We start from the raw sequence: 23,744 nt of genomic DNA on the forward strand, positions 1-23,744 counted from the left end.
TTAGCTCTTCTTTGCTGACACTATCCAGATGGGGTTTTGTGCGGCCATGCGGTGCATGTCCAGGATGGGCTGGCTGCGGCTGGCCTGGAGCTGGGTCACGTCCCAGTTCGCTCCGAATTTCTCCACCGCAGCGGCCAGAGCGGTGGTGGCGGTGGCCAGGTTTTCCAGGGTGACGAAGTTCATCACCAGGCGGCCGTTGGGCTTCAAGCGGGTGAGGATCAGCTCGATGAGGGCCGCCAGTTCGCCGCCGGAACCGCCGACAAACACTGCATCCGGGTCGGGCCAGGTCTCCAGCCCTTCCGGGGCCTTGCCGTGGCGCAGGGTGTAGTTGGTGGCCTGGAAACGCCGGGCGTTTTCCCGGGCGTTGGCGGCGTCGCCCTCGTTTTTCTCGATGGCATAGACGTGGCCGTGGCGGCACAGGCGGCTGGCCTCCAGGCCGACGGAGCCGGAACCGGCGCCGATGTCCCACACCACGCTGTCGGGCTTGAGACCCAGCTTGGCCAGGGATAAAGCCCGGGCTTCCAGCTTGGTGATGAGACCCTTCTCGGGCTGGCGCTGCACGAAGTCCAGGTCGTCGAAGCCGAAGATGGCGCGCGGGTCGGCCACCTGGCGCTCCACCAGCACCACATTGGGGTCGGGGAAGCTCATGGCCGCAGCCTGTTCCAGGGACAGGTCGGGGAACAGCTGTTCCTCCGGCAGGGCCAGCTTGGCCGCCACCGACAGGCGCACTTCATCGCCATAGCCCGCGGCCAGCAGGGCCCGGGCCAGGCGGGCCGGGTTGTTGTCCGGGCCGGTGAAGGCGGCCACCTTGGGGTATTCGGCGATGGCCCGGATCAGCCTGTAGAGGCCGTTGTCCGGGGTGGTGCCGAACTGCCACTCGCCCGCATCGGCGGTGTGGCAGGTGGAAATGCGGTAGTCCTGCCAGGGCCGCTGGAAGCGGGCGAAGGCCAGTTGCAGGGTGGAGGGGGCGGGCAGGACGGTGACCGATTCGGCCCCCAGCTTGCCCACCAGATAGCTGGCCATGCCGTGGCAGAGGGGATCGCCGGTGGCCAGCACGACGGTGTGCAGGCCGTCAGCGGCAGCTTGTTGAATCCAGCCGGGCACCTGGCCCAGCTTGCCGTCCATGTCCTTCAGGCTCACACCGGCGGCCAGATGGGGCTGCACCAGGGCCAGGGTGCGGCCGGCGCCGACGATGAGGCCGGCGGATTGCAGGCAGTGGCGGGAGGAATCCGGCAGGCCGGCCCAGCCGTCGTCCAGGATGCCGAGGACGGTGCAGTAGGGTTGTTTAGACACTTTCGCCCTCTTCGACGCGACAGATGAACTGGCCTTCGAAATCGCAGACCAGCACGGTGAGTTGGTAGGGTCCCGGGTGGCAGGCCCGCAGGCTCTGCATGGCGTGGATGGCCAGGGCCCGGTGGAAGGGCACGGTGAGGCCCAGCAGGGCCAGGCGCTCGGCGGCGAAGCGGGCCGTCTCGGCGTTGCGGATTTCCTCCACCAGGTCGGCGGGGGCGCCCACTTCGGTGGCGCAGGCGGCCAGCAGGTCCCGGTCGATCTCCTGCTTCCAGGCGTGGGTCACGGCCAGGCCCTGGCCCATCTTGGTCAGCTTGCCCACCATGGCGCCGATGTAGACGTGCTGCATCTTGCGCTTGATGGCGCTCTGGAAGGCGGCCTTGACGAAGTCCCCCATCTGCACGAAGCAGGCTTCCTGCAGTTGCGGCAACTGCTTCATGGCGAATTTTTCGGTGCGGCCGCCGGTGGTGAACACCACGCTGGTCTGGCCCTGGCGCGCCGCCACGTCCACTGCCTGGACCACGCTGGCGCGGAAGGCGGCGGTGGAATAGGGGCGCACGATGCCGGTGGTGCCGAGGATGGAAATGCCGCCCAGGATGCCGAGGCGGGCATTGAGGGTCTTCTTCGCCATCTCCTCGCCGCCGGGCACGGAAATGGTCACCTCCAGGCTGTCGCCGGCGGCCAGGATGGACGCGCCGGCCCGGGCCACGTTGTCGCTGATGTTGCGCCGGGGCACCGGGTTGATGGCCGGGCCGCCCACTTCCAGGCCCAGGCCTTCCTTGGTGACGACGCCGACGCCCGGGCCGCCCTTGAGGATGACCTGGCCGCCGCCACCGGGAATGCGCACCACGTCGGCGGTCATGTGGGCGCCGTGGGTGGCGTCCGGATCGTCGCCCGCATCCTTGATGCTGACGGCGTGGGCCCGCAGGGGCATGCCTTCGCCCTCGACGCGGCCGTCGGTGATCTGGAAGGGCACTTCCTGGCCGTTGGGCAGGCGGCAGAAAATCTGGCCCGGCACCTGGCCCTGGACCAGGCCCTGGGTGGCGGCCACGGCCGCCGCCGCCGAGTTGGCGCCGGTGGTGAAACCGGTGCGATTGCCCCGTTCCCGCTTGGCCGTGCCCTTGCGGACCTTCTCGGCCGGCGGCGGCGCTTCGCTGTTCACGGGAGCGCTGTTGGCGGCTTCAGGCGGCATTGCGCTGGCGGGCTTCGGCGACGCCGAGGAGGGCGTGGATGGCCGCCACCACCAGGGTGGAGCCGCCCTTGCGGCCGCGGATGACGATCCAGGGCACGTCCTGCACCTCGGCCATCAGGTCCTTGGATTCGGCGGCGGAGACGAAGCCCACGGGCATGCCGATGACCAGGGCCGGACGGGCCCCTTCTTCCTTGATCAGGCGCACCACTTCGATGAGGGCCGTGGGGGCGTTGCCGATGCCGACGATGGCCCCGTCCAGCAGGCCCTGGCGATGGGCCTTGCGCATGGCCTGCACGGCCCGGGTGGTGTCCTCGGTCTGGGCCTGGGCGATGACGTCGGCGTCGGAAATGAAGTGGTGGGTGGTGACGCCGAAGTGCTTGAGGCGGCTGGCGGAGAGGCCGACGCAGATCATTTCCACGTCCGCCACGATGGGGGTGCCGCCCTTGAGGATGGCGGCCAGGCCCGCTTCCACCGCTGCCGGATGGAAGTCGGTGAGGCCGTTGAATTCGAAGTCGGCGTTGGCGTGGATCATGCGCCGCACCACCGGCCACTGGTCGGCGCTGTAGGCGTGGGGGCCGGCTTCGGCGTCGATGATGGCGAAGGAATCGTGCTCGATGGCGCGGCCGGCGGCGGTGAGCTGTTCGGTGACGACGTTGGCGTTGTGGTTCATGGCTTACCCGTGGGAGTGATGATCGTGGGAGTGATTGTGCCCATGGCAATGGCCGTGACCATGATCGTGATCATGTTTGCCCCCATGTTGGTGGCCGCAGCCGCCGTGGGCGTGGCCATGCTCATGTCCGTGGTCGTGGGTGGCGGTGTGGCTGTGGTCGTGCAGGTGCTCGTCCTCGGCGGCCAGGCGGTACTTGCAGCCGTCGCATTCGAGCAGGCTGCCTTCGGGCAGTTCATCGCCGCCCACCTTGGCGTCCAGCAGGTCGAAGATGCCCTTGTCGAAGCCGAAGTGGGTGCCCAGGGCGAAGGCCACCTGGGGATACTGGCGCTGCAGGCGCTCGGCCTGAGCCTTGATGCGCTCCATGAGTACGCCGGTGAAGAGATAGACCGGAACGATGGCCACCTGGGTCATGCCCAGCTTGACCTGGCGCTGCACCGCCGTTTCCAGCCGGGGCCAGGTGACGCCGGTGAAGGCGATGTCCACCAGCTCGTGGTCGTTGTCCTCGAAGATCCAGCGGGCCATCTTGGCCAGCTCGCCGTTGGCGCCGGCGTCCGACGAACCGCGACCCAGCAGGATGACGCCGGTGGTGCAGGGGTCGGGCATGTCCAGCTGCTTCATCAGCCGGTCCAGCTGGCCCTGCAGCACCTCGAAAATCTCCCGGCCCATGCCCAGGTGGCGCACCACCTGGAAGTCCACGCCCGGGTGGCGGGCTCGTGCCTCTTCCACGGCGTGGGGCAGCTCCATTTTCACGTGGCCGGCGGCGTTGAGGATGAAGGGGATCACCACCACCTTCTTCGCATTGCCGGCGGCCCGGTTCAGGCCCTCATCCAGCAACACCTCGGCGTGCTCGATGAAGCACACCTCGATGCGCCAGCCGGGGTGGCGTTCCCGCCACTGGGCGGCGAAATGGAGGATTTCCTTGTTGCCGTCCCGGTTGCGGGAACCGTGGCCGACCAGGAGCAGGGTGGTGTCTTGGGCACTGAAGGTCATGGGCATTTCTCAGGAGGCCTCGCCCACGCTGGCCTTGCGGAAGCGGTGGGTGAAGCTGGGGTCGTAGAGCTTGGAGCGGGCGATGTCCTCCCAGTCCCGGGCGCCGAGGGCCGGGCTGGCGATGATCATGGCCTGGGCGGCGATCTTTTCCGCCTGGCACTTTTTCTTGATGTCCGCGATGGTGCCGCGCACGATCTTCTCCTCCCCGGGCCAGGAGGCCTTCTGCACCACCAGGATGGGTGCATCCTCGGGCCAGCCGGCGGCCAGCAGGGCGCGCTGCACCTCGTGCAGCAGGGTGATGGAAAGGAAGATGCAGAGGGTGGAACGGTGGGCCGCCAGGGCCTCCAGTTCCTCCCCCGGGGGCATGGGGGTGCGGCCGGCGACCCGGGTGAGGATCACCGTCTGGGTCACTTCCGGCAGGGTCAGGGTCTCGCCCGCCGCGGCGGCTGAGGCCAGGGCCGAGGAGACGCCTGGCACCACGGCCCAGGGCACGCCCACCTCGTCCAGGGGCCGGGTCATTTCCACCAGGGCGCCGTAGAGGCCCGGGTCGCCGGTCTGCAGTCGCACCACGGTCTGGTGGCGGCGGCTGGCCTGGAGCAGCCAGTAGGTCATTTCCTCCAGGGTCATGTCCTTGGAGTCCCGGATCTCGCAGCCCGGCGGGGCGTAGAGGGTGGCAGCCTGGTCCACCAGGGAGCCGGCGAAGAGGATGGCGCCGGCCTGTTCCAGCAGGCGGCGGCCTTTGACGGTGATGAGGTCCGGGTCGCCGGGGCCGGCGCCGACGAACCAGATCTTGCCGAGGGTGGCTGGGGTCATGGCATGTTCCTTCTCAGCAGTCTTCTTGTTGCAGCTGGGCCAGGAGGGCGCTGCAGCTGTGGATGGGGGTGTCGCCGCGGAGCAGGCCGCGCTGCCGCAGCTGCCGTTCCAGGCCGATCACCGAGGGCAGGCGCAGGCCGATGGCGGCCAGCTCGGCCTCGTGCCCGGCCAGGGCCGGGGCGTCGAAGCTGGCGCAGCAGCGGCCGGCGGCCATGAGGTGGATGCGGTCGGCCCAGCGGTAGGCGAAGTGGATGTCGTGGGTGGCCAGGAGGATGGTCATGCCCCGGCGGTGCAGGCCGTCCAGCACCGCCAGCAGTTCCTCCTGCATGGCCTGGTCGAGGCCGGCCATGGGTTCGTCCAGCACCAGGAGCTCCGGCTCCATGGCCAGGACGCCGGCGATGCAGACCCGCTTCTTCTGGCCGAAGCTCAGGTTCTGCACCGGCTTGTGGGCCAGGTCGTCCATGCCCACGGCCTGCAGGGCGGCTTCCACCCGGGCGGCGACGGTGGCATCACTCAGGCCCAGGTTGAGGGGGCCGAAGGAGACGTCCTCCCGCACGCTGGCGGAGAAAAGCTGCCGGTCCGGATTCTGGAAGACCAGGCCCACCTTGCTGCGCAGGGCGCGCAGGCCGGTCCGGCCGTAGTCCACCGGCGCGCCGGCGTAGTGCACCCGGCCGGCGGCGGGGCGCAGCAGGCCGTTGCAGTGCTGGAAGAGGGTGGTCTTGCCCGAGCCGTTGGCGCCGATGAGGGCGTTGCGGCTGCCCCGGGAAACGCCCAGGGAACAGCCGGCCAGGCCCGCGCTGCCGTCCGGGTAGCGGTAGTGCACGTCCTCCAGCTGCAGCAGGGGCACGCTCACCGGCCGCTCCAGGCGAGCAGCACCAGGGCCAGGGCGGCCACGCCGGCCAGGCCGGCATCGCGCCGGGCGTGGGGGTGGCGGCTGCCGAGGAAGCGCAGGGGACCGTCGTTGTTGCGGGCCAGGGCCGCCAGGTGCAGGGCGTGGGAACGCTGCCACACCTGCAGGGTGAGGTGGGCGGCCATCTGCCCCAGGCTGCGCAGCAGGCGGCTGCGGTCCAGGTGGCCGAGGCGGGCGGCCTGGGCGGCGCGCATGTCCTGCAGGGCGGCGGCGAAGACGAACAGGGTGCGGTAGCACAGCACCATGATGTCCAGCAGCACCTCGGGGGTGCGCAGGCGGCACAGCAGGGCGATGAGGTCGCTCAGGGGCGTGGTCAGCACCAGGAACAGCAGGGCCGCCAGGGCGCCCAGGGAGCGGGTCGCCACCACGGCGGCCTGGTGGGTGCCGGCGGCGGTGGCCTGCAGGCCGCCCCCATCCACGGAGATGGCCAGGGAGAGGGCGCTGATGGCGAGGAAGAAGAGGGCCGGGGCCGCCACCCGCAGATAGAGCAGGGGCGATACCCGGGCGCCGCCGATGGTCACGGCCGCCAGCAGGGCGGCCACGCCGAGCCCGGCGGCCGGGGTGGCGGCGGCGACGAAGGCGGCCGTCACCCCGCCCAGGGCGAAGAGGCCCTTGGCCTGGGGCGCCACGCCGCGCCAGCGGTTGGCGTAGGCCGACTGCTCGATCAGCACGCCGGCCCTTCCTGGTCCTTGTCTTCGCACCGGGCTGCCGCTTCACCGCGTCGTTGTTCCCGGCGCAGCTTTTCCCGGGTGCGGGCGCAGCCCAGGTAATAGCCGATGAAGCCGGCGCCGAGGGCCGCCTGCAGGGCGAAGAGAAGGGAGGCGATCTCGCCGCTGGCCGGCTCCAGCAGGGGCTGGAACCAGGGCTGGTAGTCCGGGGCGATGCGGGTGATGAGGGCCTGGGCCTCGCCGTCGGCGCCGCCGAAGATTTCCGCCGGCTGGCCGTCCGGCCCCAGGGGCCGTTCCACCAGCCACAGGGGCAGGGCCGCCAGCAGCACCACGGCGATGAGCAGCAGCAGGTTCTGGTGGCGCTTCATGCCCGCACCTCCGGCGCCGGGGCCACGCCCAGGTCCTGCAGTTCCTGCGGGTTGAAGCGGGCCAGGGCGTTGCAGATGACCACGGTGAGCAGGCCCTCGCTGATGGCCAGGGGAATCTGGGTGAGGGCGAAGATGCCGGCGAACTTGAGGAAGGAGGCGCCAAAGCCGCCCACCGGATCGGGGAAGGCCCAGGCCAGTTGCACCGAGGTGGTGACGTAGGTGAGCAGGTCCGCCAGGCTGGCGGCGAGGAACACGCTCACCGCCAGGGATGCCTTGAGGCGGCGGGCCAGGGCGAAGATGCCGTAGGCGGCGAAGGGTCCCACCACGGCCATGGAGAAGATGTTTGCGCCCAGGGTGGTGAGGCCGCCGTGGGCCAGCAGCAGGGCCTGGAACAGCAGCACCACGGCGCCGATGGGGGCCATGGCGGCAGGACCGAAGAGCACGGCGCCCAGGCCGGTGCCGGTGGGGTGGGAACAGCTGCCGGTGACCGAGGGCAGCTTCAGGGCCGAGAGGACGAAGGTGAAGGCGGCGGCCACTCCCAGCAGCATGCGCTGCTCGGGATTTTCGCGGATGCGGCGGTTCACGGAACGGATGCCCCAGGCGACGAAGGGGGCGGCGGCGACGCTCCAGCCCACGGCGTGTTCGATGGGCAGGAAGCCTTCCATGATGTGCATGAGTCTCTCCCTCGGCGAGCATGACGGTGGCGCACCAGGCGGGGGAGTTGTGGCAGGTCGGATAAAGGGCCGCGGCGGATGGAACAGCGAGGAGGCGGCAAATCACCAGAACCGTTCCCGTCACCCCGGGGAATGGTGCAACTTGTGATGTCAGGCCGGTCTTCTGGCTTGCCTTCATCCTTCCCTGCCGGCCTTCCCGTGATGAACCACAGTGGCGTGAGGCAGCGTCGTCTGGCTTACAGCAGCGGGGGCTGCGCCGGACTGTCCTGGGTGGTCCCTGGAGTCACCGGCTTCCCGTTTCACCGTCCCCGCAGAGCGCGAGGCACGGCACCTGAATCGGGGCGGATGATAGCCCACTCCCCCCGGGCTGGGCAATCCGCCGCGCCAGGCGCGGCGTTTGGCGAATCGGTCGGGGCGGGTTAGACTGGCCCCGCTTCGGTTCCCCCCTCCAGGGGATGAAAAGGGAATCCGGTGCGAGACAGGGCGGCGACGCCCCGACTCCAGTCCGGAACTGCCCCCGCAACTGTAGGCGGCGAGCGTTGCGCTCCACTCTTTGCCACTGGCGATACTGCCGGGAAGGCTGGCGCAACGTGACGACCCGCAAGTCAGGAGACCTGCCGCGGCATTACTTCATATCAATCCTAGTTGGGGCGGGGTGTCCCCTGAGGAAGGTAAATGCGCGCATTCCCTGACTGTCATCGTTGTCCGCTCTCGGCTGCCTGCCGCTCCGAGCCGCTTTGCCGCGGCCCGGGGTGTTCGCCCTTCTCCGATGCTCCCGCTCCGCTTCATCCAAGGAGTTGCGCATGCGCATGGAAGCAATGGAAATCGGCGCCGTCGTGGGGACGGCCGCCCAGCCCGTAGAAGCCAATCCCGCCCCCACTTCGTCCACTTCGCCGCGGCAGCAGCAGGCCACCCTCATGGTGGACGTGGTCTTCCCCGAACAGGTGAACCATCACGGCACCCTCTTCGGCGGTTCCGCCATGGCCATGATGGACAAGCTGGCCTTCCTGGTGGCCACCCGGGAGACCCGCCGGCCCATGGTCACCGCCAGCAGCGGCCGCATCGACTTCCGCAAGCCCATTCCCCAGGGGCGCCTGGTGGAACTGTCCGGCCGGGTGGTGCAGCGGGGCCGGCGCTCGGTGCAGGTGGAGGTGGCCCTGGCGGCGGAGGACCTGGCCACCGGGCTGCGGGAGACCAGCGCCACCGCCCACTTCACCCTGGTGGCGGTGGACGGTCCAGGGGCGCCGCTGCAGGAGGACGACGAGAGCTTCGCCCAGCTGCCCGGCATCGGCCCGGTGACGGCCATGGTGGAGATGGTCTTTCCCGGCCACACCAACCACCACGGCAGCCTCTTCGGCGGCCAGGCCCTGGCCTGGCTGGGTAAGGCGGCCATGGTGGCGGCCAGCCGCCAGGCCCGCATGCCTGTGGTGATGGCCGCTTCCGAGCGCATCGACTTCCACGCGCCGGTGCTGGAAGGGGAGATCGCCGACCTGGCGGCCCGGGTGGTGGCCATCGGCAACAGTTCCATGACGGTGGAAGTGCTGCTGCACGCAGAGGCCCTGCTCACCGGCCAGCGCCGCCTGTGCACCCGGGGCCGCTTCATCATGGTGGCGGTGGGCTACGACGGCCGCCCGGTGCCCGTGCCCCAGCCCCTGGGGCGGCGTCTGGCTTAGGCTCCGGCCTTCGCCCGCCCCGGCCGGGGCGGGCGTTCCCGGTTTCCGGCGCGGAACGGCAGGCGGCAGGCTGCCCGGCCGGGCAGCGGCCCCCACCGCGGTGTGACATAGTCGAGCCAATTCAGCGGTGGCGGGCCGTTATACTGCCGACAGAAAAAGATGGGCCGGAGCCCGTGCCGTGATCGGCATGGCGCCTTCCGCAACCCAGGCTGCCCGGGCATCGGCAGCGACGATCCCTCCAACCTGCCTAGTCCCCATGTCCCTCAAGACAGCCTTGGCCCTGTGCGCCGCCTGCCTTTCCCTGAGTCCGCTGCCCGGCGTCGCCTCCGAGCCGGCGCCCATTGTCTTCACCGCTGCCGAGCAGGCCTACCTGGACAGGGTGCGGTCGGTGAAGATGTGCGTCGATCCGGACTGGGAGCCCTTCGAGCGCATCAACGAGCAGGGGCGGCACGAGGGCATCGGCGCCGACCTGGTGCAGCTGGTGGCCCAGCGGGTAGGTCTGCGCATCGAGCTGCTGCCGGTGCGGACCTGGGACGAAAGCCTGGCCGCCGCCAAGGCCGGGCGCTGCCAGCTCATGAGCTTCCTCAACCAGAGTCCGGAACGGGACCGCTGGCTGAATTTCACCTCACCCATCTTCACCGACCCCAACATCATCGTCACCCGGGAGGAGCACGCCTTCGTCGGCGACCTCCTCGGCCTCAGCGGCGAGAGCGTGGCCCTGCCCCGGGGCACCATGGTGGAGGAGCGCATCCGCAAGGACTTCCCCAACCTGCGGGTGATCCTCACCGGCAGCGAGCCGGAGGCCGTCTCCCTGGTTTCCGAGCGCAAGGCCGACCTGACGGTGCGCTCCCTCATCGTCGCCGCCTACGCCATCCGCAAGGAAGGCCTGTTCAACCTCAAGATCGCCGGCCAGATTCCCGCCTACACCAACCAGCTGCGCATCGGCGTGGTCAAGGACGAACCCCTGCTGCGGGACATCCTGGACAAGGGCGTGCGTACCGTGACGCCCCAGGAGCGGGAGGCCATCGCCAACCGGCACGTGGCCATCAAGGTGGAGCAGCACACCGACTACAGCCTGCTGTGGAAGAGCCTGGCCGTGGCCGCCTTTGTCCTGGCCGTGGTCATCTACTCCAACCGCAAGCTGAGCGCCCTCAACCGGGAGCTGGAGCGACTTTCCGTCACCGACAAGCTGACCGGCCTGTTCAACCGCATGAAGCTGGACGAGGTGCTGGAAAGCGAAATCCAGCGCTCCCAGCGTTTCGGCCAGCCCTTCAGCCTGATCCTGCTGGACCTGGACCACTTCAAGCTGGTGAACGACTGCCACGGCCACCAGGCGGGGGACCAGGTGCTGCTGGAAGTGGCCCGGCTGCTGCAGCGCCACACCCGGGAGACGGATCTGGCAGGCCGCTGGGGCGGCGAGGAATTCATGGTGGTCTGCCCCCACACGGACGAGGCGGGGGCCCGGGTGCTGGCCGAGGACCTGCGCCGGGTGTTCGAGCTCAACGAGTTTCCGGTGGTGCGGCAGAAGACCGCCAGCTTCGGGGTCGCCACCTACCGCCCCGACGACCAGGCCAAGGACATCGTGGCCCGGGCCGATGCCGCCCTTTACCGGGCCAAGGACCTGGGCCGCAACCGGGTGGAATGGCAATAGGCGCGGGCGTCGGGCGCTGCCTTCGCCTGCTGGGCCTGGCCTGCCTCCTGGGCACCTCGGTCCAGAGCCGGGCCGGGGACGATGGGGCGGAGGCCCTGGCGGGCACCACCTTCTTCGGCTACGGCAAGGCCATGTACGTCTTCGACGACAAGAAGGGCGGCCGGCCGAACCAGAACACCGCCGGCTTCGGCGGCAAGCTGGGCCTGGAGAGCGGCGACTACCGGGGCTGGCGCCTGCGGGCCGCCTGGTACACCACCCAGGACCTGGGTCTGGCCCGGGACAATCCGCGCCAGACCGACGCCTACATGTTCGGCCTGGACAAGCGCCCCTATTCCCTGTGGGGCGAGGCCCAGCTCATCTACAGCCGGGGCCGCAGCCGCCTGACCCTGGGGCGCCAGGAAATCCAGTCGCCCCTCATCAACAGCTACGAATACCGCATCATCCCCAACCTGTTCGACGCCTACGTGCTGAGCAGCCGGGAGCTGCCCGGCACCACCCTGACCCTGGGCTACGTCGGCCAGATGTCGGGTCTGGACGGCCTGGTGAGCTTTTCCGATTTCCGCAGCATGTCCCAGCAGACCTACACCTCCCTGCTGGTGGACGGCCAGGGCCGGCCGGATGCGCGCAACGGCGAGACCCTGGACCCCTCCACCGTGGTCGGCCACCGGGGCGTGTGGATGACGGGGGTGGCCTACGAGGCGGAGCACAAGCTGCAGCTGTGGCACTACTACGGCCGCGACACCCTGCAGACCGTCTATGCCGACGGCCGCTTCAAGCAGCCCCTGGGCCGGAGCTTTACCGCCCTCATCGACGGCCAGGCCTACCGGGTGTCGGAGGTGGGGGCCTTCCGCGACTATCTGGCCCGTCACGGCCTCAACGCCAGCTACGGCCTGGCGGGCCTCAAGGGCACCCTGGCCCATGCCCCCAGCGGCCTCAGCCTGGCCCTGATGGCCAACCGCTTCGGCGGCGACCAGCGCACCGTGACGGCCTACGGCAACTGGGGCGGCTATCCGGAATTCGTGCTGATGCCCTATCTCTACGCCGAGAACGACGCCATGTCGGCCATCGCCCGCAGCCGCCTGCGCAAGGCCACCCTGCTGCTGGACCTGGGCCCCTACGGCCTGCCGGAGCACAGCCTGCTGCTGGGCCACGCCCGCATGGACATCGACGAGGCCATCCTGCCCGGCGCCGACATCATCGCCAACAGCCTCATCTACCGGGCCCGGCTGACGCCCCGGGTCTCGGCCCGGCTGCACCTGGAAGCGCGCAGCTCGGCCCATTCCCGCTACGACAACCACTTCCTCACCCTGGGCTTGCGCTACGACTTCTAGCGGCCCTCAATTTTCACCATGACCAACAAGCGACCCTTGGATTACCTGGCCGGCTATCCGGCCGAGCTGACGGCCCGGGTGCAGCACCTGATCGGCCAGGGCCGGCTGGCGCCCTGGCTGCTGGAACGCTATCCCCGGGCCCATGAGGTGCGCACCGACCGGGCGTTGTACGACTACGTGCTGGATTTGAAGGGGCGCCATCTGCGCAATGCGGACACGCCGAGCAAGGTGGCCTTCGACAGCAAGCTGCACGACCTGCGCAACGCCCTCGGCACCCACACCACGGTGGCCCGGGTCCAGGGCGGCAAGTTGAAGACCAAGCGGGAGATCCGGGTCTCGGCCCTGTTCCGGGAGATGCCGGAGGCCTTCCTGCGCATGATCGTGGTCCACGAACTGGCCCACCTCAAGGAGCGGCAGCACGACAAGGCCTTCTACCAGCTGTGCCGGCACATGGAAGCGGACTACCACCAGCTGGAATTCGACCTGCGCACCTACCTCTGCTACCTGGAGCAGGGCGGTGCGCCCCTGTGGGCCGCCGCCTCGCCTTCCTCGCCGGGGGAAGCCCCGCCGGCCTAGTCTTCCAGCAGGCGGGTCTTGACGCTCTTGCCCTTGACCTTGGCCAGCTTGCGCACCGCCTCCCGGGCGATGTTGCGGGCCACGGCCACATAGGTGACCTGCTCGGTGACGGTGATCTTGCCCACCTGTTCCTTGGCGAAGCCGGCCTCGCCGGTGAGGGCGCCGAGGACGTCGCCGGGACGCAGCTTGTCCTTGCGCCCGCCGAGCAGCAGCAGGGTGGCCATGGGCGGCACCAGGGGCGCCTCGTTGCCGCTCTGCAGGCTGCCCAGGGTGTGCCATTCCGGCTCCATGCCCATCATCTGGGCGATGGTCTCCACCCGGCGCCGGTCCCGCGGGCTGCACAGGCTCAGGGCCCAGCCGTCCTCGTCACCGCGGCCGGTGCGGCCGATGCGGTGGATGTAGATTTCCGGGTCCGGCGTCACGTCCACGTTGATCACCGCTTCCAGCTGGGCGATGTCCAGGCCCCGAGCGGCCACGTCGGTGGCCACCAGCACGGAACAGCTGCGGTTGGCGAACTGGATCAGCACCTGGTCCCGCTGCCGCTGCTCCAGGTCCCCGTTCAGGGTCAGGGCGGAAAAGCCCTGGCTGTGCAGCACTTGCACCAGGTCCCGGCACTGCTGCTTGGTGTTGCAGAAGGCCAGGGTGCTGGCCGGGCGGTAGTGCTTGAGCAGGGTGCACACGGCCTGTAGCCGTTCCTCGTGCTTCACCTCGTAGAAGCGCTGGCGGATCTTGCTGCCTTCGTGCTGTTCCGCCAGCTTCACTTCCTTCGGCTGGCGCAGGAAGCGCTGGGCCAGTTCGGCGATGCCGGGCGGGTAGGTGGCGGAGAAGAGCAGGGTCTGGCGTTCCGCCGGGCAGCGCCGGGCGACCCAGGCGATGGCGTCGTGGAAGCCCATGTCCAGCATGCGGTCGGCCTCGTCCAGCACCAGGGTGTTGAGGGCGGCCAGGGTGAGGCTGCCCCGTTCCAGGTGGTCCATGAGGCGGCCCGGAGTGCCGACCACGATGTGGGCGCCGTTCTCCAGGCTGGTGATCTGGGGCTTCATGGGGCTGCCGCCGCAGAGGGTGAGGATGCGCACGTTCTCCTCGCCCCGGGCCAGGCGGCGCAGTTCCTGGGTCACCTGCTCCGACAGTTCCCGCGTGGGGCACAGCACCAGGGCCTGGATTTCCAGGCGGCGCGGGTCGAGGCGGCTGAGCAGGGTGAGGCCGAAGGCGGCGGTCTTGCCGCTGCCGGTCTTGCCCTGGGCGATGAGGTCGTGGCCGGCCAGGGCCAGGGGCAGGCTGGCGGCCTGGATGGCCGTCATGCTGCGGTATTCCAGCTGTTCCAGGGTGGCCAGCAGGCCGGCGGAAAGGGGCAGGCTGGCGAAGGACAGGTCGGCCGGGGCGTTCAGCTCGGCATCAGGGGAAGTGGGGGCGTCGCTCATGGGGTGCATCAGCTCCGGCGCCGGGCCTTGGGGGCCGGCTTGCGCTGGCGCTGGCCGGGGCGGGGCTTGTCTTCCACGGGCTTGGGCTTGGGCATCAGCAGGTTCTTGGCGCCGCCCTTGCCGGCCTCGCGGTGGGCCTGGATGGCGGCCTTGATGTCGTCGGCGGCCACGGTCACCACGGCGTGTTCGCCTTCGGGCTTGAAGGTGGACAGGTTGTCCTTGACGCGGAAGAGGCGCTCTTCGGCTTCGCCCTTCTTCGGCAGGTTGCTGACCATCTCCTCGGCCGCCGGGCTCAGGCGGAAACCGCCGTCTTCGGCCAGGACCAGGCCCAGGCCGGAAAGGCGGGCGAAGGCCTCGCTCAGCTTGGCCTCGCTGGGAATGTTGCCCTGCAGGAAATCGATGGCGGCCATGATCTCCAGCAGTTCGGCCGGGCGGCGTTTGGAGGAGAGGCCGGTGGCCAGGATCAGGAGGGCGTCGACATCGTGGATTTTGTACATCGGGAAACCTTTGCGTAGCAGCGGGGAGACGCCGGCCGGGGCCGGGAATGATCCGGAACGGCGGCAGAAAAAAGCGGAAAGGCGCCGTCGCGGCGCCTCGTCAAGGTGAGAGTGTAAAGGCTGGCGGGGTCAAAGCACGAATTTGCCTGGGGCCACCCCGCCAGGGTACGCCTGGCGCGGACCTGTTTCAGGCCGCCGGAGTCCGCTTGAAGGCCACCACGTGGTCCACGTCGAGGCGGATGCCGATTTTTTCGCCGAGGGCGTGGTTGTGGTGGGAGGGCACCAGGGACAGCACCCGGGCGCCGCTTTCCAGGCGCAGGGTGTACAGGATGTCGGCGCCGCGGAAGGCCTTGTGTTCCACCGCGGCCTGCAGGGGGCTCTTGTCGTCGTGCACCACGTCGTCGGGGCGCAGCAGGATGTCCACGCCGCAGCCCTTGCCGCAGATGCCGCAGCCGGCGCTGCATTCGACGGGCACGCCGGATTCCAGGATGCCCAGTTCCATCTGCACCCGGTTGCCGGCCAGCACCGTGCCGGGGACGAACACGCCCTGGCCGACGAAGTCGGCGACGAAGCGGTTGGCCGGCTGGTGGTACAGGTTGTAGGGCGTATCCCATTGCTGGATGCGGCCCTCGTGCATGACGCCGATTTCGTCGGCCATGGCGAAGGCTTCGTGCTGGTCGTGGGTGACCAGGATGGCGGTGGTGCCGGCCTTCTTCAGGATATCCCGCACCTCCAGGGAGAGGCGCTCCCGCAGGTCCACGTCCAGGTTGGAGAAAGGCTCGTCCAGCAGCACCAGGCGGGGTGCCGGGGCCAGGGCCCGGGCCAGGGCCACGCGCTGCTGCTGGCCGCCGGAAAGCTCGTGGGGATACTTCTCGCCCTGGCCGGAGAGGCCCACCAGATCGAGCATGGCTGCCACCCGCTGCTGCCGTTCGCCGCCCTTGGTCTTCAAGCCGAAGGCGATATTGTCGGCCACCGTGAGGTGGGGAAAGAGGGCGTAGTCCTGGAAGACCATGCCGATGCGCCGCTGCTCCGGCGCCAGCTTGAAGCCGGGGCGGCTCACCAGTTCGCCGTCGAGGGCGATGCTGCCGGCGGCGATGTCCTCGAAACCGGCGATGCAGCGCAGCAGGGTGGTCTTGCCGCAGCCCGAGGGGCCCAGCAGGCAGGCGATGACGCCGGCCTCGATGTGGAAACCGATGCCGTCCACCACCGTGTGGGCGCCGTAGCGCTGCTGTACCTCGCTCAGTTCCAGATGGGCCATCGTTGCCGTCGCTTTGTCGTCGATTGGAAGGAGATTTGGAAAGAGCGCAATTATAATGGCCGCGCCGGGCCTTGGCCCCCGCCCCGACGCCTTTCCCCCATGAAAATGATCCGCTCCCCCCTGCTGCCCGTCGCCGTTGCCATCGCCGCCCTGGTGGGCCTGCCCGTGGCCAGCGTGCTGACCCACCTCTTCGCCGGCGGCACCGGGGAAACCTGGCAGCACCTGGCAGCCACGGTGCTGCCCGAATACGTGGGCAACACCCTCTGGCTGTGCCTGGGGGTCGGCCTGGGCACGGCCCTGGTGGGGGTGGGCACGGCCTGGCTGACGGCCATGCACCGCTTTCCCGGCCAGGCCGTGTTCGAGTGGGCCCTGGTGCTGCCCCTGGCGGTGCCGGCCTATGTGCTGGCCTACGTCTATACGGACCTGCTGCAGTTCGTCGGCCCGGTGCAGACCTGGCTGCGGGAGACCTTCGGCTGGAGCAAGGCCGACTACTGGTTCCCCGAGGTGCGCAGCCTCCCCGGCGCCGTCGCCATGTTCGTGTGCACCCTCTACGCCTACGTCTATCTGCTGGCCCGGGCGGCTTTCCTGGAGCGGGCCTCGGGCATGCTGGAAGCGGCGCGGATGCTCGGTGTGGGGCCCTGGGCCAGCTTCTTCCGCGTCTCCCTGCCCCTGGCCCGGCCGGCCATCGTGGTCGGCGTTTCCCTGGCCCTGATGGAAACCCTGGCCGACTACGGCACCGTCGCCTACTTCGCCGTGCAGACCTTCACCACCGGCATCTACCGGGCCTGGTTCTCCTTGGGCGACCGCATCGCCGCCGCCCAGCTGGCCGCCAGCCTGCTCGGCTGCGTCATCCTGCTGGTGCTGCTGGAAAAGCTCTCCCGGGGCCGCGCCCGCTTCCACAACACTACCGGCCGCAGCCGGCCCCTGGCGGGCCACACCCTCACCGGCTGGAAAGGCGCCCTGGCCACCCTGGCCTGCCTGCTGCCCCTCACCGCCGGCTTTCTCCTGCCCGCCGCCCTGCTGCTGAAAATGGCCCTGGCCGAGGGCGACGCCCAGTTTGGCCAACGCTTCCTCATCCTGGCCCGCAACAGCTTCACCGTGGCCGGCGTCACCGCCGCCGTGGCCGTGCTGCTGGCCCTGGTGTTGGCCTACAGCGTGCGCCTGGCCCGCCGCAGCCAGCCCGGCTGGCCCAGCCTGCTGGCCCGGGGCCTGAACCGGCTGGTGGGCCTGGGCTACGCCGTGCCGGGCTCGGTCATTGCCGTCGGCGTGCTCATTCCCGTGGCCCGGCTCGACAACTGGCTGGCCGCCCAGTGGCAGGTCTGGTTCGGCGCCAATCCGGGGCTGCTGCTCACCGGCGGCATCGCCGCCCTGGTCTATGCCTACCTGGTGCGCTTTCTCGCCGTGGCCCTGCAGACGGTGGATGCCAGCCTGGGCAAGATCACCCCTTCCATGGACGACGCCGCCCGCAGCCTGGGCCTCTCCCAGGGCCAGACCCTGGCTCGGGTGCATGCGCCATTGCTGAAAGGCAGCCTGCTCACCGCCGGCCTGCTGGTGTTTGTGGACGTGATGAAGGAACTGCCGGCAACCCTGGTGATGCGCCCCTTCAACTTCGACACCCTGGCCACCCAGACCTACACCCTGGCCGCCGACGAACGTCTGGCTGAAGCCTCCACCGCCGCCCTGGCCATCGTCGCCGTTGGCATCCTGCCCCTCATCGCCATCTCCCGCCAGATCGCCCGTTCCCGGCGCTGAGGCGCCGTCTTCGCCGCTGCGCGACGCCCCGGGGCGGCGGGTGCTACCATCGACGCTGCCGTATTCACTCAGGATGACGTCATGGCCCCCGCCAAACTGCTTGCCTTCGCCGCCGGCCTCGCCGCGCTGGCCGCCTCCACCGCCCCGGCCCAGGCCGGCATCTACAGCGACGACATGGCCAAGTGCCTGGTCCGCTCCACCACGCCGGCCGACCGGGCCTCCCTGGTCAAATGGATGTTCAGCGCCATGGCCCTGCACCCCGACGTCAAGTCCATGGCCCGGGTGGAACCGGCCCAGCGGGAAGGGCTGGACCGCAACACCGCCAACCTCATCGTCCGCCTCATGACCGAAACCTGCCGCAGCGAAACCCAGCAGGCCTTGACCCTGGAAGGCCCCCAGACCGTGCAGCAGAGCTTCCAGGTGCTGGGCCAGGTGGCCGCCCGGGAACTCTTCTCCAACCCGGAAGTGATGGCCGGCGTCGGCAACCTGGGCAAGTACGTGGACCCGGCCCGCTTCAAGGGCATGGCCATGCCCGCCGCACCCCAGAACCCCCGCTAGGCCCAGCCAGGGGCGATGGCACAGGCCCCAGGCAGGACGGACCTGTCCGGGCAGGCATGCCGGAGATGCCCATGGCTATTGGCTTGCAGGCCATCCAGGTTATGCTGGCCGCCTCACCGCTTTTTGGGCGCAACCGCACCCGTTCAAACAGCGGGGCAAACCCGCCGAACCGCCTCACCGACCCCACGCAAAGGAGCGATCAATGCAACGACGTGAAGTACTGAAAACCGTCGCCGGCGCCGTAGCCGCCGCCATGGCCACCTCCGCGGCCGCCGCCGCCCAGGACCACCAGCATCACCACCACGACCACGGCGCCATGGGCGGCAAAAGCTACGCCGCCCTGATCGACAGCAGCAGCGACTGCCAGAAGACCGGCGAAGCCTGCCTCGCCCACTGTCTGGTGCTGCTGGGCCAGGGCGACAAGGAAATGGCCGCCTGCGCCCAATCCGTCAGCGAACTGCTGGCCACCTGCAACGCCCTGATGAAGCTGGCCCTGCAAGGCTCCAAGTTCACCCCGGCCATGGCCAAGGTCGCCGCCGACGTCTGCGCCGCCTGCGAAAAGGAATGCCGCAAGCACGAAAAGAAACACGCCGAGTGCAAAGCCTGTGCCGACTCCTGCGCCGCCTGCCTCAAGGAATGCAAGGCAGTGGCTGCCTGAGTCGTCTGTGATCGTAAAAACCCCGGACCGCGTTGCGGCGGTCCGGGGTTTTTTTATGGGCGGGAGGGAGTAGGGGGTTTCGGATTGAATGGAGGGCGGCTATCGGCCAGGAGCGGTCATTGAGGATTTGTCCCGATAGCGGACATCCGAGCAGCCTTCTTGGCATCCGTATTATTGGAGTTGTTATACGGACCCATCGGAGGCCAATTCCTTGCCTCACATGCAATTCCGAAAGCATAATTGCTGCATGTGCATCAATTCATATACGGACCCAGCTGGTCCGTTTAATAACTGTTAAGCGGCTTGATGTCCTCTCCCGTCGACTCCATCAGAGACAAGCTAATCGACGCTCTCAAGGTAAGCGATGAGCGTCATAGAGAACAACGAGCAGACCGGATAATCTGGATGTCCACTTACCGGTCCCGGCCCGGGGTCATCGTGGGCAGGCCCGAAACGCTAGCCATGCTTGACGAAGCCGAGGACGCATTTCGCGAAGGCCACTTCATCAGTGTCCAACTGCTCGCCTTGGCATTCGTAGAACACACCATAGTTGAAGAGTTGGTCGGGCGCTCCTTGTCCAAAGAGCGCGTCAATTTTGAGCGAGCTATTGAGCTGGCCCAGAGTAATCAAGTCCTCGACACCAAACTCCTCAGCCGGATAGACCGGCTGCGCGAAATTCGAAACCCATTTGCGCACCGAAGGCCGCACGATGATCCAGATACTTACGGTAACCGGTACATTTCCCGTCAGATCCATCCACGCGCGATGCTGGAGCAAGATGCGCGCGAGGCATTCCAGGTGATGTACCTGGTTTTCTCCGCTCTCCTGAAAGCCGCCTAACATGGCGCTCAACCCCGTTCGCTTCGCTCACTGGACGCTGCGCGATAAAGCCACGCAGCGCCGATTAACTCTACGTTAGCCCCCTTATCGCCATGAACAAATTTCTCAAGATCCTCGGTGGAGTATTCCTTGTTCTTATTATCGTTATCGCTGTCCTTGCAGCGATCTTCGTTCCAAAAGGGTTGGCTCTCGATAAAGATGCCGTCGCCTACATCGAAACGAACGTCCCGATAGTGGTCGAAAGATGGAACGCCGAGGACCTAAAAAGCCGAGCGGCGCCAGAGTTACTCGCGCTTCCCAACATGGATCAACTTCCTCAACTGTTCTCTTGGCTTTCCGCGTTGGGGAAGTTGAAGAAGCTTGAAAAGCCAATTGGACAAGTTGGTACCGGCATATATCCGGGTACTCAATTCAACGGAACTTGGGGCAGCTATGTGGCCAATGGAGAGTTTGAAGCAGGGGCAGCTCAAATCAAGATACTTCTTCGTAGAACTGGGGAAACTTGGCAAATCATGGGGTTCCATATCAACTCACCAGCCTTGCTTCCCAGGGGGGCTAACCCTACGGTCAACACGGATGCTACGCGGTAAAGCCGCGCAGCGCCGGTCACCTCCACGTTTCTGAGCGTCCGCTTTCCCAACGGGTCTATGTCCGCATTGGGTCGATATCGCACCACCAAAATTTCCATCTCCCAACAAAAACGCCGGCCCCAAGGCCGGCGTTTTCTTTTGCTGCGTCCCCCAACTCACATGCTCTTCAAATGCTGGATGATCTCCCCGGCCATGGGCTGGGCGTCGCCGTAGAGCATGCGGCAGTTGTCGGTGTAGAAGAGGGCGTTTTCCACTCCGGAGTAGCCGGTGCCCTTGCCGCGCTTGATGACGATGACGTTCTGGGCCTGGTCGGCGTTGAGGATGGGCATGCCGTAGATGGGGCTCGATTTGTCGGTGCGGGCCGTGGGATTGACCACGTCGTTGGCGCCGATGATCAGGGCCACGTCGGCCTGGCCGAATTCGGCGTTGATTTCCTCCAGGTCGAAGATCTTGTCGTAGGGCACCCCGGCCTCTGCCAGCAGCACGTTCATGTGGCCCGGCATGCGGCCCGCCACCGGGTGGATGGCGAACTTCACTTCCACCCCGGCTTCTTCCAGCAACTCGGTCATTTCCCACACCTTGTGCTGGGCGTGGGCCACGGCCATGCCGTAGCCGGGCACGATGATGACCTTCTGGGCGTAGCGCATCATGGCGGCGGCGTCGATGGCGCCCAGTTCCTTCATGCTGCCGGCGATGGCCTCGCCACCCTGGGCGGCGCCACTGATGGGCGTGAACAGGATGTTGCTGATGGGCCGGTTCATGGCCTTGGCCATGAGCTGGGTGAGCAGGGTGCCGGCGGCGCCGACGACGATGCCGGCGATGATGAGGGCCGGGCTGCCCAGGACGTAACCCTCGAACCCCACGGCCAGGCCGGTGAAGGCGTTGAAGAGGGAGATCACCACCGGCATGTCGGCGCCGCCGATGGGCAGGGTCACCACCAGGCCCAGCAGCAGGGCCAGGGCGAAGAAGGCCAGGATCAGCCCGGGGCCTGCATTTTCGGCCAGCACCAGGGCGGCGCCCAGACCCACCACCAGCAAGGCCAGCAGCACGTTGACGACGTTCTGGGCGGGCAGCCGGTAGGCTTTTTTCAGCAGGCCCTGGAGCTTGGCGAAGGCGACGCAGGAGCCGGTGAAGGAGACGGCGCCGATGAGGGCGCCGATCACCGCCAGGGTCACGGTCACCAGGCCGTGGGCCTCGCCCCGGGCCAGTTCCACGGCGGCGATGGCGGCCGCGGCGCCGCCGCCCATGCCGTTGTAGATGGCCACCATCTGGGGCATGTCGGTCATCTTCACCTTCTTCGCCGACAGCCAGGCGCCGACGGTACCGAGGGCCAGGGCCAGGGCCATCAGGCCCAGGTTGTGCAGGTCCGGCACGAGGAAGGTGGCGGCCACCGCCACCACCATGCCGACGCCGGCCCGCAGGATGCCCTGGCGGGCGCTGGCCGGGGAACTCATGCCCTTGAGGCCGACGATGAAGAGCAGGGCGCCGAGGAACCAGGGCAGCTGGACGTAGAGGGGCAGGTTCATTTACGCACCCTCCTTGCCGCCGGCCCGCTTGCCGGGCTGGAACATGGCCAGCATGCGCTCGGTGACGACGTAGCCGCCGGCGGCGTTGGCCGCCCCCAGGGCCACGGCGAAGAAGCCGATGGCCTGCTCCAGGGGCGTTTCGGCCCGGCCCAGGGCCAGCATGGCGCCCACCACGACGACGCCGTGGATGAAGTTGGAGCCCGACATGAGGGGGGTGTGCAGGATCACCGGCACCCGGGCAATGATCTCGTAGCCGGTGAAGGCGGCGAGCATGAAGATGTAGATCGCGATAAAGCCGTCCATTACGCCTCTCCCATGGCTTGTCTGACGCCGTTGTGCGTCGTCTTTCCGTCGCGGCACAGCAGGGTGCCGGCCACCACCTTGTCTTCCCAGTCAAAGGCCAGGCGGCCTTCCTTGATCCAGGGCGAGAGGAAGTTGTAGAGGTTCTTGGCGTACAGCTCCGAAGCGTGGGTCGGCATGCGGGAAGCCAGGTTGAGGGGGCCGTGGATGTTCACGTCGTTGGCCACCACGTGTTCCCCCGGCTGGGTCAGGGCGCAGTTGCCGCCGGATTCGGCGGCCATGTCCACGATCACGGCGCCGTACTTCATGCCCTTGATCATGTCGGTGGTGACGATCACCGGCGCCTTCTTGCCGGGGATGGCGGCGGTGGTGATGACCACGTCGGCCTGGGCCACAGCCTTGGCCAGACGCTCGGCCTGGCGTGCCTTCTCTTCGGCCGACAGCTCCCGGGCGTAGCCGCCGGCGCCGTCGGCGGAGACGCCGGTGTCCACGAACTTGGCGCCCAGGGATTCGATCTGCTCCTTGGCGGCGGCGCGCACGTCGTAGGCTTCCACCATGGCGCCAAGGCGCTTGCAGGTGGCGATGGCCTGGAGGCCGGCGACGCCGGCACCGATGACCAGCACCCGGGCCGGGCGGATGGTGCCGGCGGCGGTGGTCAGCATGGGGAAGAACTTGGTGCAGCGGGCGGCGGCGATGAGACCGCACTGGTAACCGGCACAGGAGGCCTGGGAGGACAGGGCGTCCATGCTCTGGGCCCGGGAAATGCGGGGCAGCAGCTCCAGGGCGAAGGCGGTGATGCGGCGTGCGTTGAGGGCCGCCAGGCGGGCCGGGTCCTCGAAGGGCTTGAGCAGGCCGATGAGGGTCGATCCTTCCGGCATAGCGGCGATTTCCTCGGCGCTGGGGGGCGTTACCCGCAGCACCAGGTCGGCGCCGCCGTAGGCCTCGGCGATGCCGGGCACGGCCTGGACTTCCGGATAGTCGCTGTCGAGAAAGTGGCTTTCGCTGCCCGCACTCTGCTCCATGCGGATGGCGGCCCCGAGGGCCATGAATTTCCTGGCGGTTTCAGGCACCAGCGCCACCCGGCGTTCGCCGGACGCTCGTTCCCGAACCACCGCGATGTTCAGCGGCATGGTGATGTTCTCCCAAAGACAAAGTGATGAAACTGTTTTATTTGCCCGGGATTATGGTGTTCGGGTAGCGGGTGCTGTATTAGGGGATACCCTACGCCGGAGTATGGGAAATGGCTTGAACGATGCAGGCTCGATTCGATATCTGGAGAAAAGTTGCGACCACAAGAATCTTGGTCAGATAGGTGTGCCAAAAATTCATGTGATCGCGCAGTGCCCTTGTGATCATGACCGATTACGAAAATACACCTGCGGCTCTATGGTGATAAATGCTGTATGGGTACAATGCGATGGCCGCGGCGCATTCTGTGGTTCTGCCTGTTTTTCCGCATGCCGACCCGCATCTCCTGGCGGTAGCCTGCTTTTTGATAGTTTTGACCGAAGCATTTGAAAATGGCCGCAAGAGGCCTGATT

General features: G+C 68.0%; 26 protein-coding genes and 2 riboswitches. Of the genes, 11 read left to right on the top strand and 15 right to left on the bottom strand.

Translation table 11 applies throughout. The annotated features are described in order from the left end of the window. From cbiE to AZSP09_RS01975, 9 genes are read right to left on the bottom strand one after another with little or no spacing between them, the layout of a single operon-like run. Positions 1 to 1,293 carry a precorrin-6y C5,15-methyltransferase (decarboxylating) subunit CbiE gene (gene cbiE, locus AZSP09_RS01935; RefSeq protein ID WP_152088999.1) on the bottom strand — a complete coding sequence of 431 codons (1,293 nt, stop codon included), beginning with the start codon at positions 1,291 to 1,293 and terminating at the stop codon, positions 1 to 3. Beyond that, positions 1,286 to 2,482, bottom strand: coding sequence for a cobalt-precorrin-5B (C(1))-methyltransferase (locus tag AZSP09_RS01940; protein WP_152089000.1), 1,197 nt, complete (start codon positions 2,480 to 2,482; stop codon positions 1,286 to 1,288). Before AZSP09_RS01940 ends, cbiE begins: the two co-directional genes overlap by 8 nt. Then, positions 2,472 to 3,152 (bottom strand): precorrin-8X methylmutase, encoded by a 681-nt coding sequence (locus AZSP09_RS01945; protein WP_152089001.1) that lies wholly within the window; start codon positions 3,150 to 3,152, stop codon positions 2,472 to 2,474. Before AZSP09_RS01945 ends, AZSP09_RS01940 begins: the two co-directional genes overlap by 11 nt. 3 nt (positions 3,153 to 3,155) lie before the next feature. Continuing rightward, positions 3,156 to 4,142 (bottom strand): sirohydrochlorin chelatase, encoded by a 987-nt coding sequence (locus AZSP09_RS01950; RefSeq protein ID WP_152089002.1) that lies wholly within the window; start codon positions 4,140 to 4,142, stop codon positions 3,156 to 3,158. 9 nt (positions 4,143 to 4,151) lie between these two features. Then, positions 4,152 to 4,955, bottom strand: coding sequence for a precorrin-4 C(11)-methyltransferase (cobM, locus tag AZSP09_RS01955; protein ID WP_014237975.1), 804 nt, complete (start codon positions 4,953 to 4,955; stop codon positions 4,152 to 4,154). A 13-nt stretch (positions 4,956 to 4,968) separates the two neighbouring features. Further along, a complete protein-coding gene (locus AZSP09_RS01960) occupies positions 4,969 to 5,808 on the bottom strand; it encodes an energy-coupling factor ABC transporter ATP-binding protein (protein WP_152089003.1) in 840 nt (279 codons plus the stop codon). Next, on the bottom strand, positions 5,805 to 6,536 hold the full coding sequence (gene cbiQ / locus AZSP09_RS01965; RefSeq protein ID WP_152089004.1) for a cobalt ECF transporter T component CbiQ: 732 nt from the start codon (positions 6,534 to 6,536) through the stop codon (positions 5,805 to 5,807). The genes AZSP09_RS01960 and cbiQ overlap by 4 nt, the downstream gene beginning before the upstream one ends. Then, positions 6,530 to 6,901, bottom strand: a complete 372-nt coding sequence (locus tag AZSP09_RS01970; protein ID WP_152089005.1) for an energy-coupling factor ABC transporter substrate-binding protein — start codon at positions 6,899 to 6,901, stop codon at positions 6,530 to 6,532. The genes cbiQ and AZSP09_RS01970 overlap by 7 nt, the downstream gene beginning before the upstream one ends. Beyond that, entirely contained in the window at positions 6,898 to 7,575 is a 678-nt protein-coding gene (locus AZSP09_RS01975) for an energy-coupling factor ABC transporter permease (protein WP_014237971.1), read from the bottom strand. The genes AZSP09_RS01970 and AZSP09_RS01975 overlap by 4 nt, the downstream gene beginning before the upstream one ends. A 136-nt stretch (positions 7,576 to 7,711) precedes the next feature. Continuing rightward, positions 7,712 to 7,925: riboswitch (cobalamin riboswitch) on the bottom strand. Positions 7,926 to 7,994: 69 nt separating this feature from the next. Next, positions 7,995 to 8,211: riboswitch (cobalamin riboswitch) on the top strand. Positions 8,212 to 8,378: 167 nt separating this feature from the next. On the opposite strand from AZSP09_RS01975, the gene AZSP09_RS20205 reads away from it, so the two are divergent. From AZSP09_RS20205 to AZSP09_RS01995, 4 genes are all read left to right on the top strand, one after another. Continuing rightward, positions 8,379 to 9,248 carry an acyl-CoA thioesterase gene (locus AZSP09_RS20205; protein ID WP_232058835.1) on the top strand — a complete coding sequence of 290 codons (870 nt, stop codon included), beginning with the start codon at positions 8,379 to 8,381 and terminating at the stop codon, positions 9,246 to 9,248. A 256-nt stretch (positions 9,249 to 9,504) separates the two neighbouring features. Next, positions 9,505 to 10,899 (top strand): diguanylate cyclase, encoded by a 1,395-nt coding sequence (locus AZSP09_RS01985; protein WP_152089006.1) that lies wholly within the window; start codon positions 9,505 to 9,507, stop codon positions 10,897 to 10,899. Then, positions 10,890 to 12,230 carry an OprD family outer membrane porin gene (locus tag AZSP09_RS01990; protein ID WP_152089007.1) on the top strand — a complete coding sequence of 447 codons (1,341 nt, stop codon included), beginning with the start codon at positions 10,890 to 10,892 and terminating at the stop codon, positions 12,228 to 12,230. The genes AZSP09_RS01985 and AZSP09_RS01990 overlap by 10 nt, the downstream gene beginning before the upstream one ends. Before the next feature lie 18 nt (positions 12,231 to 12,248). Continuing rightward, a complete protein-coding gene (locus AZSP09_RS01995; protein ID WP_152089008.1) occupies positions 12,249 to 12,806 on the top strand; it encodes a YgjP-like metallopeptidase domain-containing protein in 558 nt (185 codons plus the stop codon). Here AZSP09_RS01995 and dbpA read toward each other — a convergent pair. The 3 genes from dbpA to AZSP09_RS02010 form a co-directional block, all read right to left on the bottom strand. After that, positions 12,803 to 14,224: an ATP-dependent RNA helicase DbpA gene (dbpA, locus tag AZSP09_RS02000; protein WP_172974675.1), complete on the bottom strand. Its 1,422-nt coding sequence runs from the start codon at positions 14,222 to 14,224 to the stop codon at positions 12,803 to 12,805. The two genes, AZSP09_RS01995 and dbpA, sit on opposite strands and share 4 nt — an antisense overlap. Before the next feature lie 8 nt (positions 14,225 to 14,232). Further along, positions 14,233 to 14,721 carry a hypothetical protein gene (locus AZSP09_RS02005; protein ID WP_152089010.1) on the bottom strand — a complete coding sequence of 163 codons (489 nt, stop codon included), beginning with the start codon at positions 14,719 to 14,721 and terminating at the stop codon, positions 14,233 to 14,235. A 187-nt stretch (positions 14,722 to 14,908) separates the two neighbouring features. Beyond that, a complete protein-coding gene (locus AZSP09_RS02010; RefSeq protein WP_152089011.1) occupies positions 14,909 to 15,979 on the bottom strand; it encodes an ABC transporter ATP-binding protein in 1,071 nt (356 codons plus the stop codon). Positions 15,980 to 16,078: 99 nt separating this feature from the next. Between AZSP09_RS02010 and AZSP09_RS02015 the strand changes: the two genes are divergently transcribed. The 6 genes from AZSP09_RS02015 (at position 16,079) to AZSP09_RS02035 (ending at position 20,377) form a co-directional block, all read left to right on the top strand. Further along, the gene (locus AZSP09_RS02015; RefSeq protein WP_152089012.1) at positions 16,079 to 17,731 is read left to right on the top strand and encodes an ABC transporter permease; all 1,653 of its coding nucleotides are present in this window, start codon (positions 16,079 to 16,081) and stop codon (positions 17,729 to 17,731) included. Positions 17,732 to 17,812: 81 nt separating this feature from the next. Continuing rightward, the gene (locus tag AZSP09_RS02020) at positions 17,813 to 18,289 is read left to right on the top strand and encodes a hypothetical protein (RefSeq protein WP_014237957.1); all 477 of its coding nucleotides are present in this window, start codon (positions 17,813 to 17,815) and stop codon (positions 18,287 to 18,289) included. Between the two features lie 71 nt (positions 18,290 to 18,360). Continuing rightward, on the top strand, positions 18,361 to 18,513 hold the full coding sequence (locus tag AZSP09_RS19875; protein WP_172974676.1) for a hypothetical protein: 153 nt from the start codon (positions 18,361 to 18,363) through the stop codon (positions 18,511 to 18,513). Beyond that, complete coding sequence (locus AZSP09_RS02025) at positions 18,492 to 18,947, top strand: four-helix bundle copper-binding protein (RefSeq protein WP_130458691.1); 456 nt, start codon at positions 18,492 to 18,494, stop codon at positions 18,945 to 18,947. Before AZSP09_RS19875 ends, AZSP09_RS02025 begins: the two co-directional genes overlap by 22 nt. A gap of 462 nt (positions 18,948 to 19,409) precedes the next feature. After that, positions 19,410 to 19,787: a hypothetical protein gene (locus tag AZSP09_RS02030; RefSeq protein ID WP_152089013.1), complete on the top strand. Its 378-nt coding sequence runs from the start codon at positions 19,410 to 19,412 to the stop codon at positions 19,785 to 19,787. A gap of 92 nt (positions 19,788 to 19,879) precedes the next feature. Beyond that, on the top strand, positions 19,880 to 20,377 hold the full coding sequence (locus AZSP09_RS02035; RefSeq protein ID WP_152089014.1) for a hypothetical protein: 498 nt from the start codon (positions 19,880 to 19,882) through the stop codon (positions 20,375 to 20,377). Between the two features lie 155 nt (positions 20,378 to 20,532). On the opposite strand, the gene AZSP09_RS02040 is transcribed toward AZSP09_RS02035, so the two are convergent. Genes AZSP09_RS02040 through AZSP09_RS02050 form a run of 3 tightly spaced genes read right to left on the bottom strand, consistent with a single transcriptional unit; the run spans position 20,533 to position 23,333 of the window. Next, entirely contained in the window at positions 20,533 to 21,903 is a 1,371-nt protein-coding gene (locus AZSP09_RS02040; RefSeq protein ID WP_152089015.1) for an NAD(P)(+) transhydrogenase (Re/Si-specific) subunit beta, read from the bottom strand. Continuing rightward, complete coding sequence (locus tag AZSP09_RS02045; protein WP_014237952.1) at positions 21,904 to 22,206, bottom strand: NAD(P) transhydrogenase subunit alpha; 303 nt, start codon at positions 22,204 to 22,206, stop codon at positions 21,904 to 21,906. Then, complete coding sequence (locus AZSP09_RS02050) at positions 22,206 to 23,333, bottom strand: NAD(P) transhydrogenase subunit alpha (RefSeq protein WP_152089016.1); 1,128 nt, start codon at positions 23,331 to 23,333, stop codon at positions 22,206 to 22,208. The genes AZSP09_RS02045 and AZSP09_RS02050 overlap by 1 nt, the downstream gene beginning before the upstream one ends. Between AZSP09_RS02050 and AZSP09_RS02055 the strand changes: the two genes are divergently transcribed. Beyond that, a complete protein-coding gene (locus AZSP09_RS02055) occupies positions 23,332 to 23,721 on the top strand; it encodes a hypothetical protein (protein WP_152089017.1) in 390 nt (129 codons plus the stop codon). The genes AZSP09_RS02050 and AZSP09_RS02055 overlap by 2 nt on opposite strands. The last annotated feature ends 23 nt before the right edge of the window (positions 23,722 to 23,744 follow it).

Origin of the sequence: Azospira sp. I09, assembly GCF_009177135.1 — a bacterium.
Taxonomy (GTDB): domain Bacteria; phylum Pseudomonadota; class Gammaproteobacteria; order Burkholderiales; family Rhodocyclaceae; genus Azospira; species Azospira oryzae.

Bases quoted from the DNA above. Each gene is read 5' to 3' on its own strand.
- AZSP09_RS01940 (WP_152089000.1), bottom strand. From the start codon at position 2,482: ATGCCGCCTGAAGCCGCCAACAGCGCTCCCGTGAACAGCGAAGCGCCG.
- AZSP09_RS01945 (WP_152089001.1), bottom strand. From the start codon at position 3,152: ATGAACCACAACGCCAACGTCGTCACCGAACAGCTCACCGCCGCCGGC.
- AZSP09_RS01950 (WP_152089002.1), bottom strand. From the start codon at position 4,142: ATGACCTTCAGTGCCCAAGACACCACCCTGCTCCTGGTCGGCCACGGT.
- cobM (WP_014237975.1), bottom strand. From the start codon at position 4,955: ATGACCCCAGCCACCCTCGGCAAGATCTGGTTCGTCGGCGCCGGCCCC.
- AZSP09_RS01970 (WP_152089005.1), bottom strand. From the start codon at position 6,901: ATGAAGCGCCACCAGAACCTGCTGCTGCTCATCGCCGTGGTGCTGCTG.
- AZSP09_RS01975 (WP_014237971.1), bottom strand. From the start codon at position 7,575: ATGCACATCATGGAAGGCTTCCTGCCCATCGAACACGCCGTGGGCTGG.
- AZSP09_RS20205 (WP_232058835.1), top strand. From the start codon at position 8,379: ATGCGCATGGAAGCAATGGAAATCGGCGCCGTCGTGGGGACGGCCGCC.
- AZSP09_RS01985 (WP_152089006.1), top strand. From the start codon at position 9,505: ATGTCCCTCAAGACAGCCTTGGCCCTGTGCGCCGCCTGCCTTTCCCTG.
- AZSP09_RS01990 (WP_152089007.1), top strand. From the start codon at position 10,890: ATGGCAATAGGCGCGGGCGTCGGGCGCTGCCTTCGCCTGCTGGGCCTG.
- AZSP09_RS01995 (WP_152089008.1), top strand. From the start codon at position 12,249: ATGACCAACAAGCGACCCTTGGATTACCTGGCCGGCTATCCGGCCGAG.
- dbpA (WP_172974675.1), bottom strand. From the start codon at position 14,224: ATGAGCGACGCCCCCACTTCCCCTGATGCCGAGCTGAACGCCCCGGCC.
- AZSP09_RS02005 (WP_152089010.1), bottom strand. From the start codon at position 14,721: ATGTACAAAATCCACGATGTCGACGCCCTCCTGATCCTGGCCACCGGC.
- AZSP09_RS02010 (WP_152089011.1), bottom strand. From the start codon at position 15,979: ATGGCCCATCTGGAACTGAGCGAGGTACAGCAGCGCTACGGCGCCCAC.
- AZSP09_RS02015 (WP_152089012.1), top strand. From the start codon at position 16,079: ATGAAAATGATCCGCTCCCCCCTGCTGCCCGTCGCCGTTGCCATCGCC.
- AZSP09_RS02020 (WP_014237957.1), top strand. From the start codon at position 17,813: ATGGCCCCCGCCAAACTGCTTGCCTTCGCCGCCGGCCTCGCCGCGCTG.
- AZSP09_RS19875 (WP_172974676.1), top strand. From the start codon at position 18,361: ATGGCTATTGGCTTGCAGGCCATCCAGGTTATGCTGGCCGCCTCACCG.
- AZSP09_RS02025 (WP_130458691.1), top strand. From the start codon at position 18,492: ATGCAACGACGTGAAGTACTGAAAACCGTCGCCGGCGCCGTAGCCGCC.
- AZSP09_RS02030 (WP_152089013.1), top strand. From the start codon at position 19,410: ATGCTTGACGAAGCCGAGGACGCATTTCGCGAAGGCCACTTCATCAGT.
- AZSP09_RS02035 (WP_152089014.1), top strand. From the start codon at position 19,880: ATGAACAAATTTCTCAAGATCCTCGGTGGAGTATTCCTTGTTCTTATT.
- AZSP09_RS02040 (WP_152089015.1), bottom strand. From the start codon at position 21,903: ATGAACCTGCCCCTCTACGTCCAGCTGCCCTGGTTCCTCGGCGCCCTG.
- AZSP09_RS02045 (WP_014237952.1), bottom strand. From the start codon at position 22,206: ATGGACGGCTTTATCGCGATCTACATCTTCATGCTCGCCGCCTTCACC.
- AZSP09_RS02055 (WP_152089017.1), top strand. From the start codon at position 23,332: ATGGTGATGTTCTCCCAAAGACAAAGTGATGAAACTGTTTTATTTGCC.
- AZSP09_RS02050 (WP_152089016.1), bottom strand. From the start codon at position 23,333: ATGCCGCTGAACATCGCGGTGGTTCGGGAACGAGCGTCCGGCGAACGC.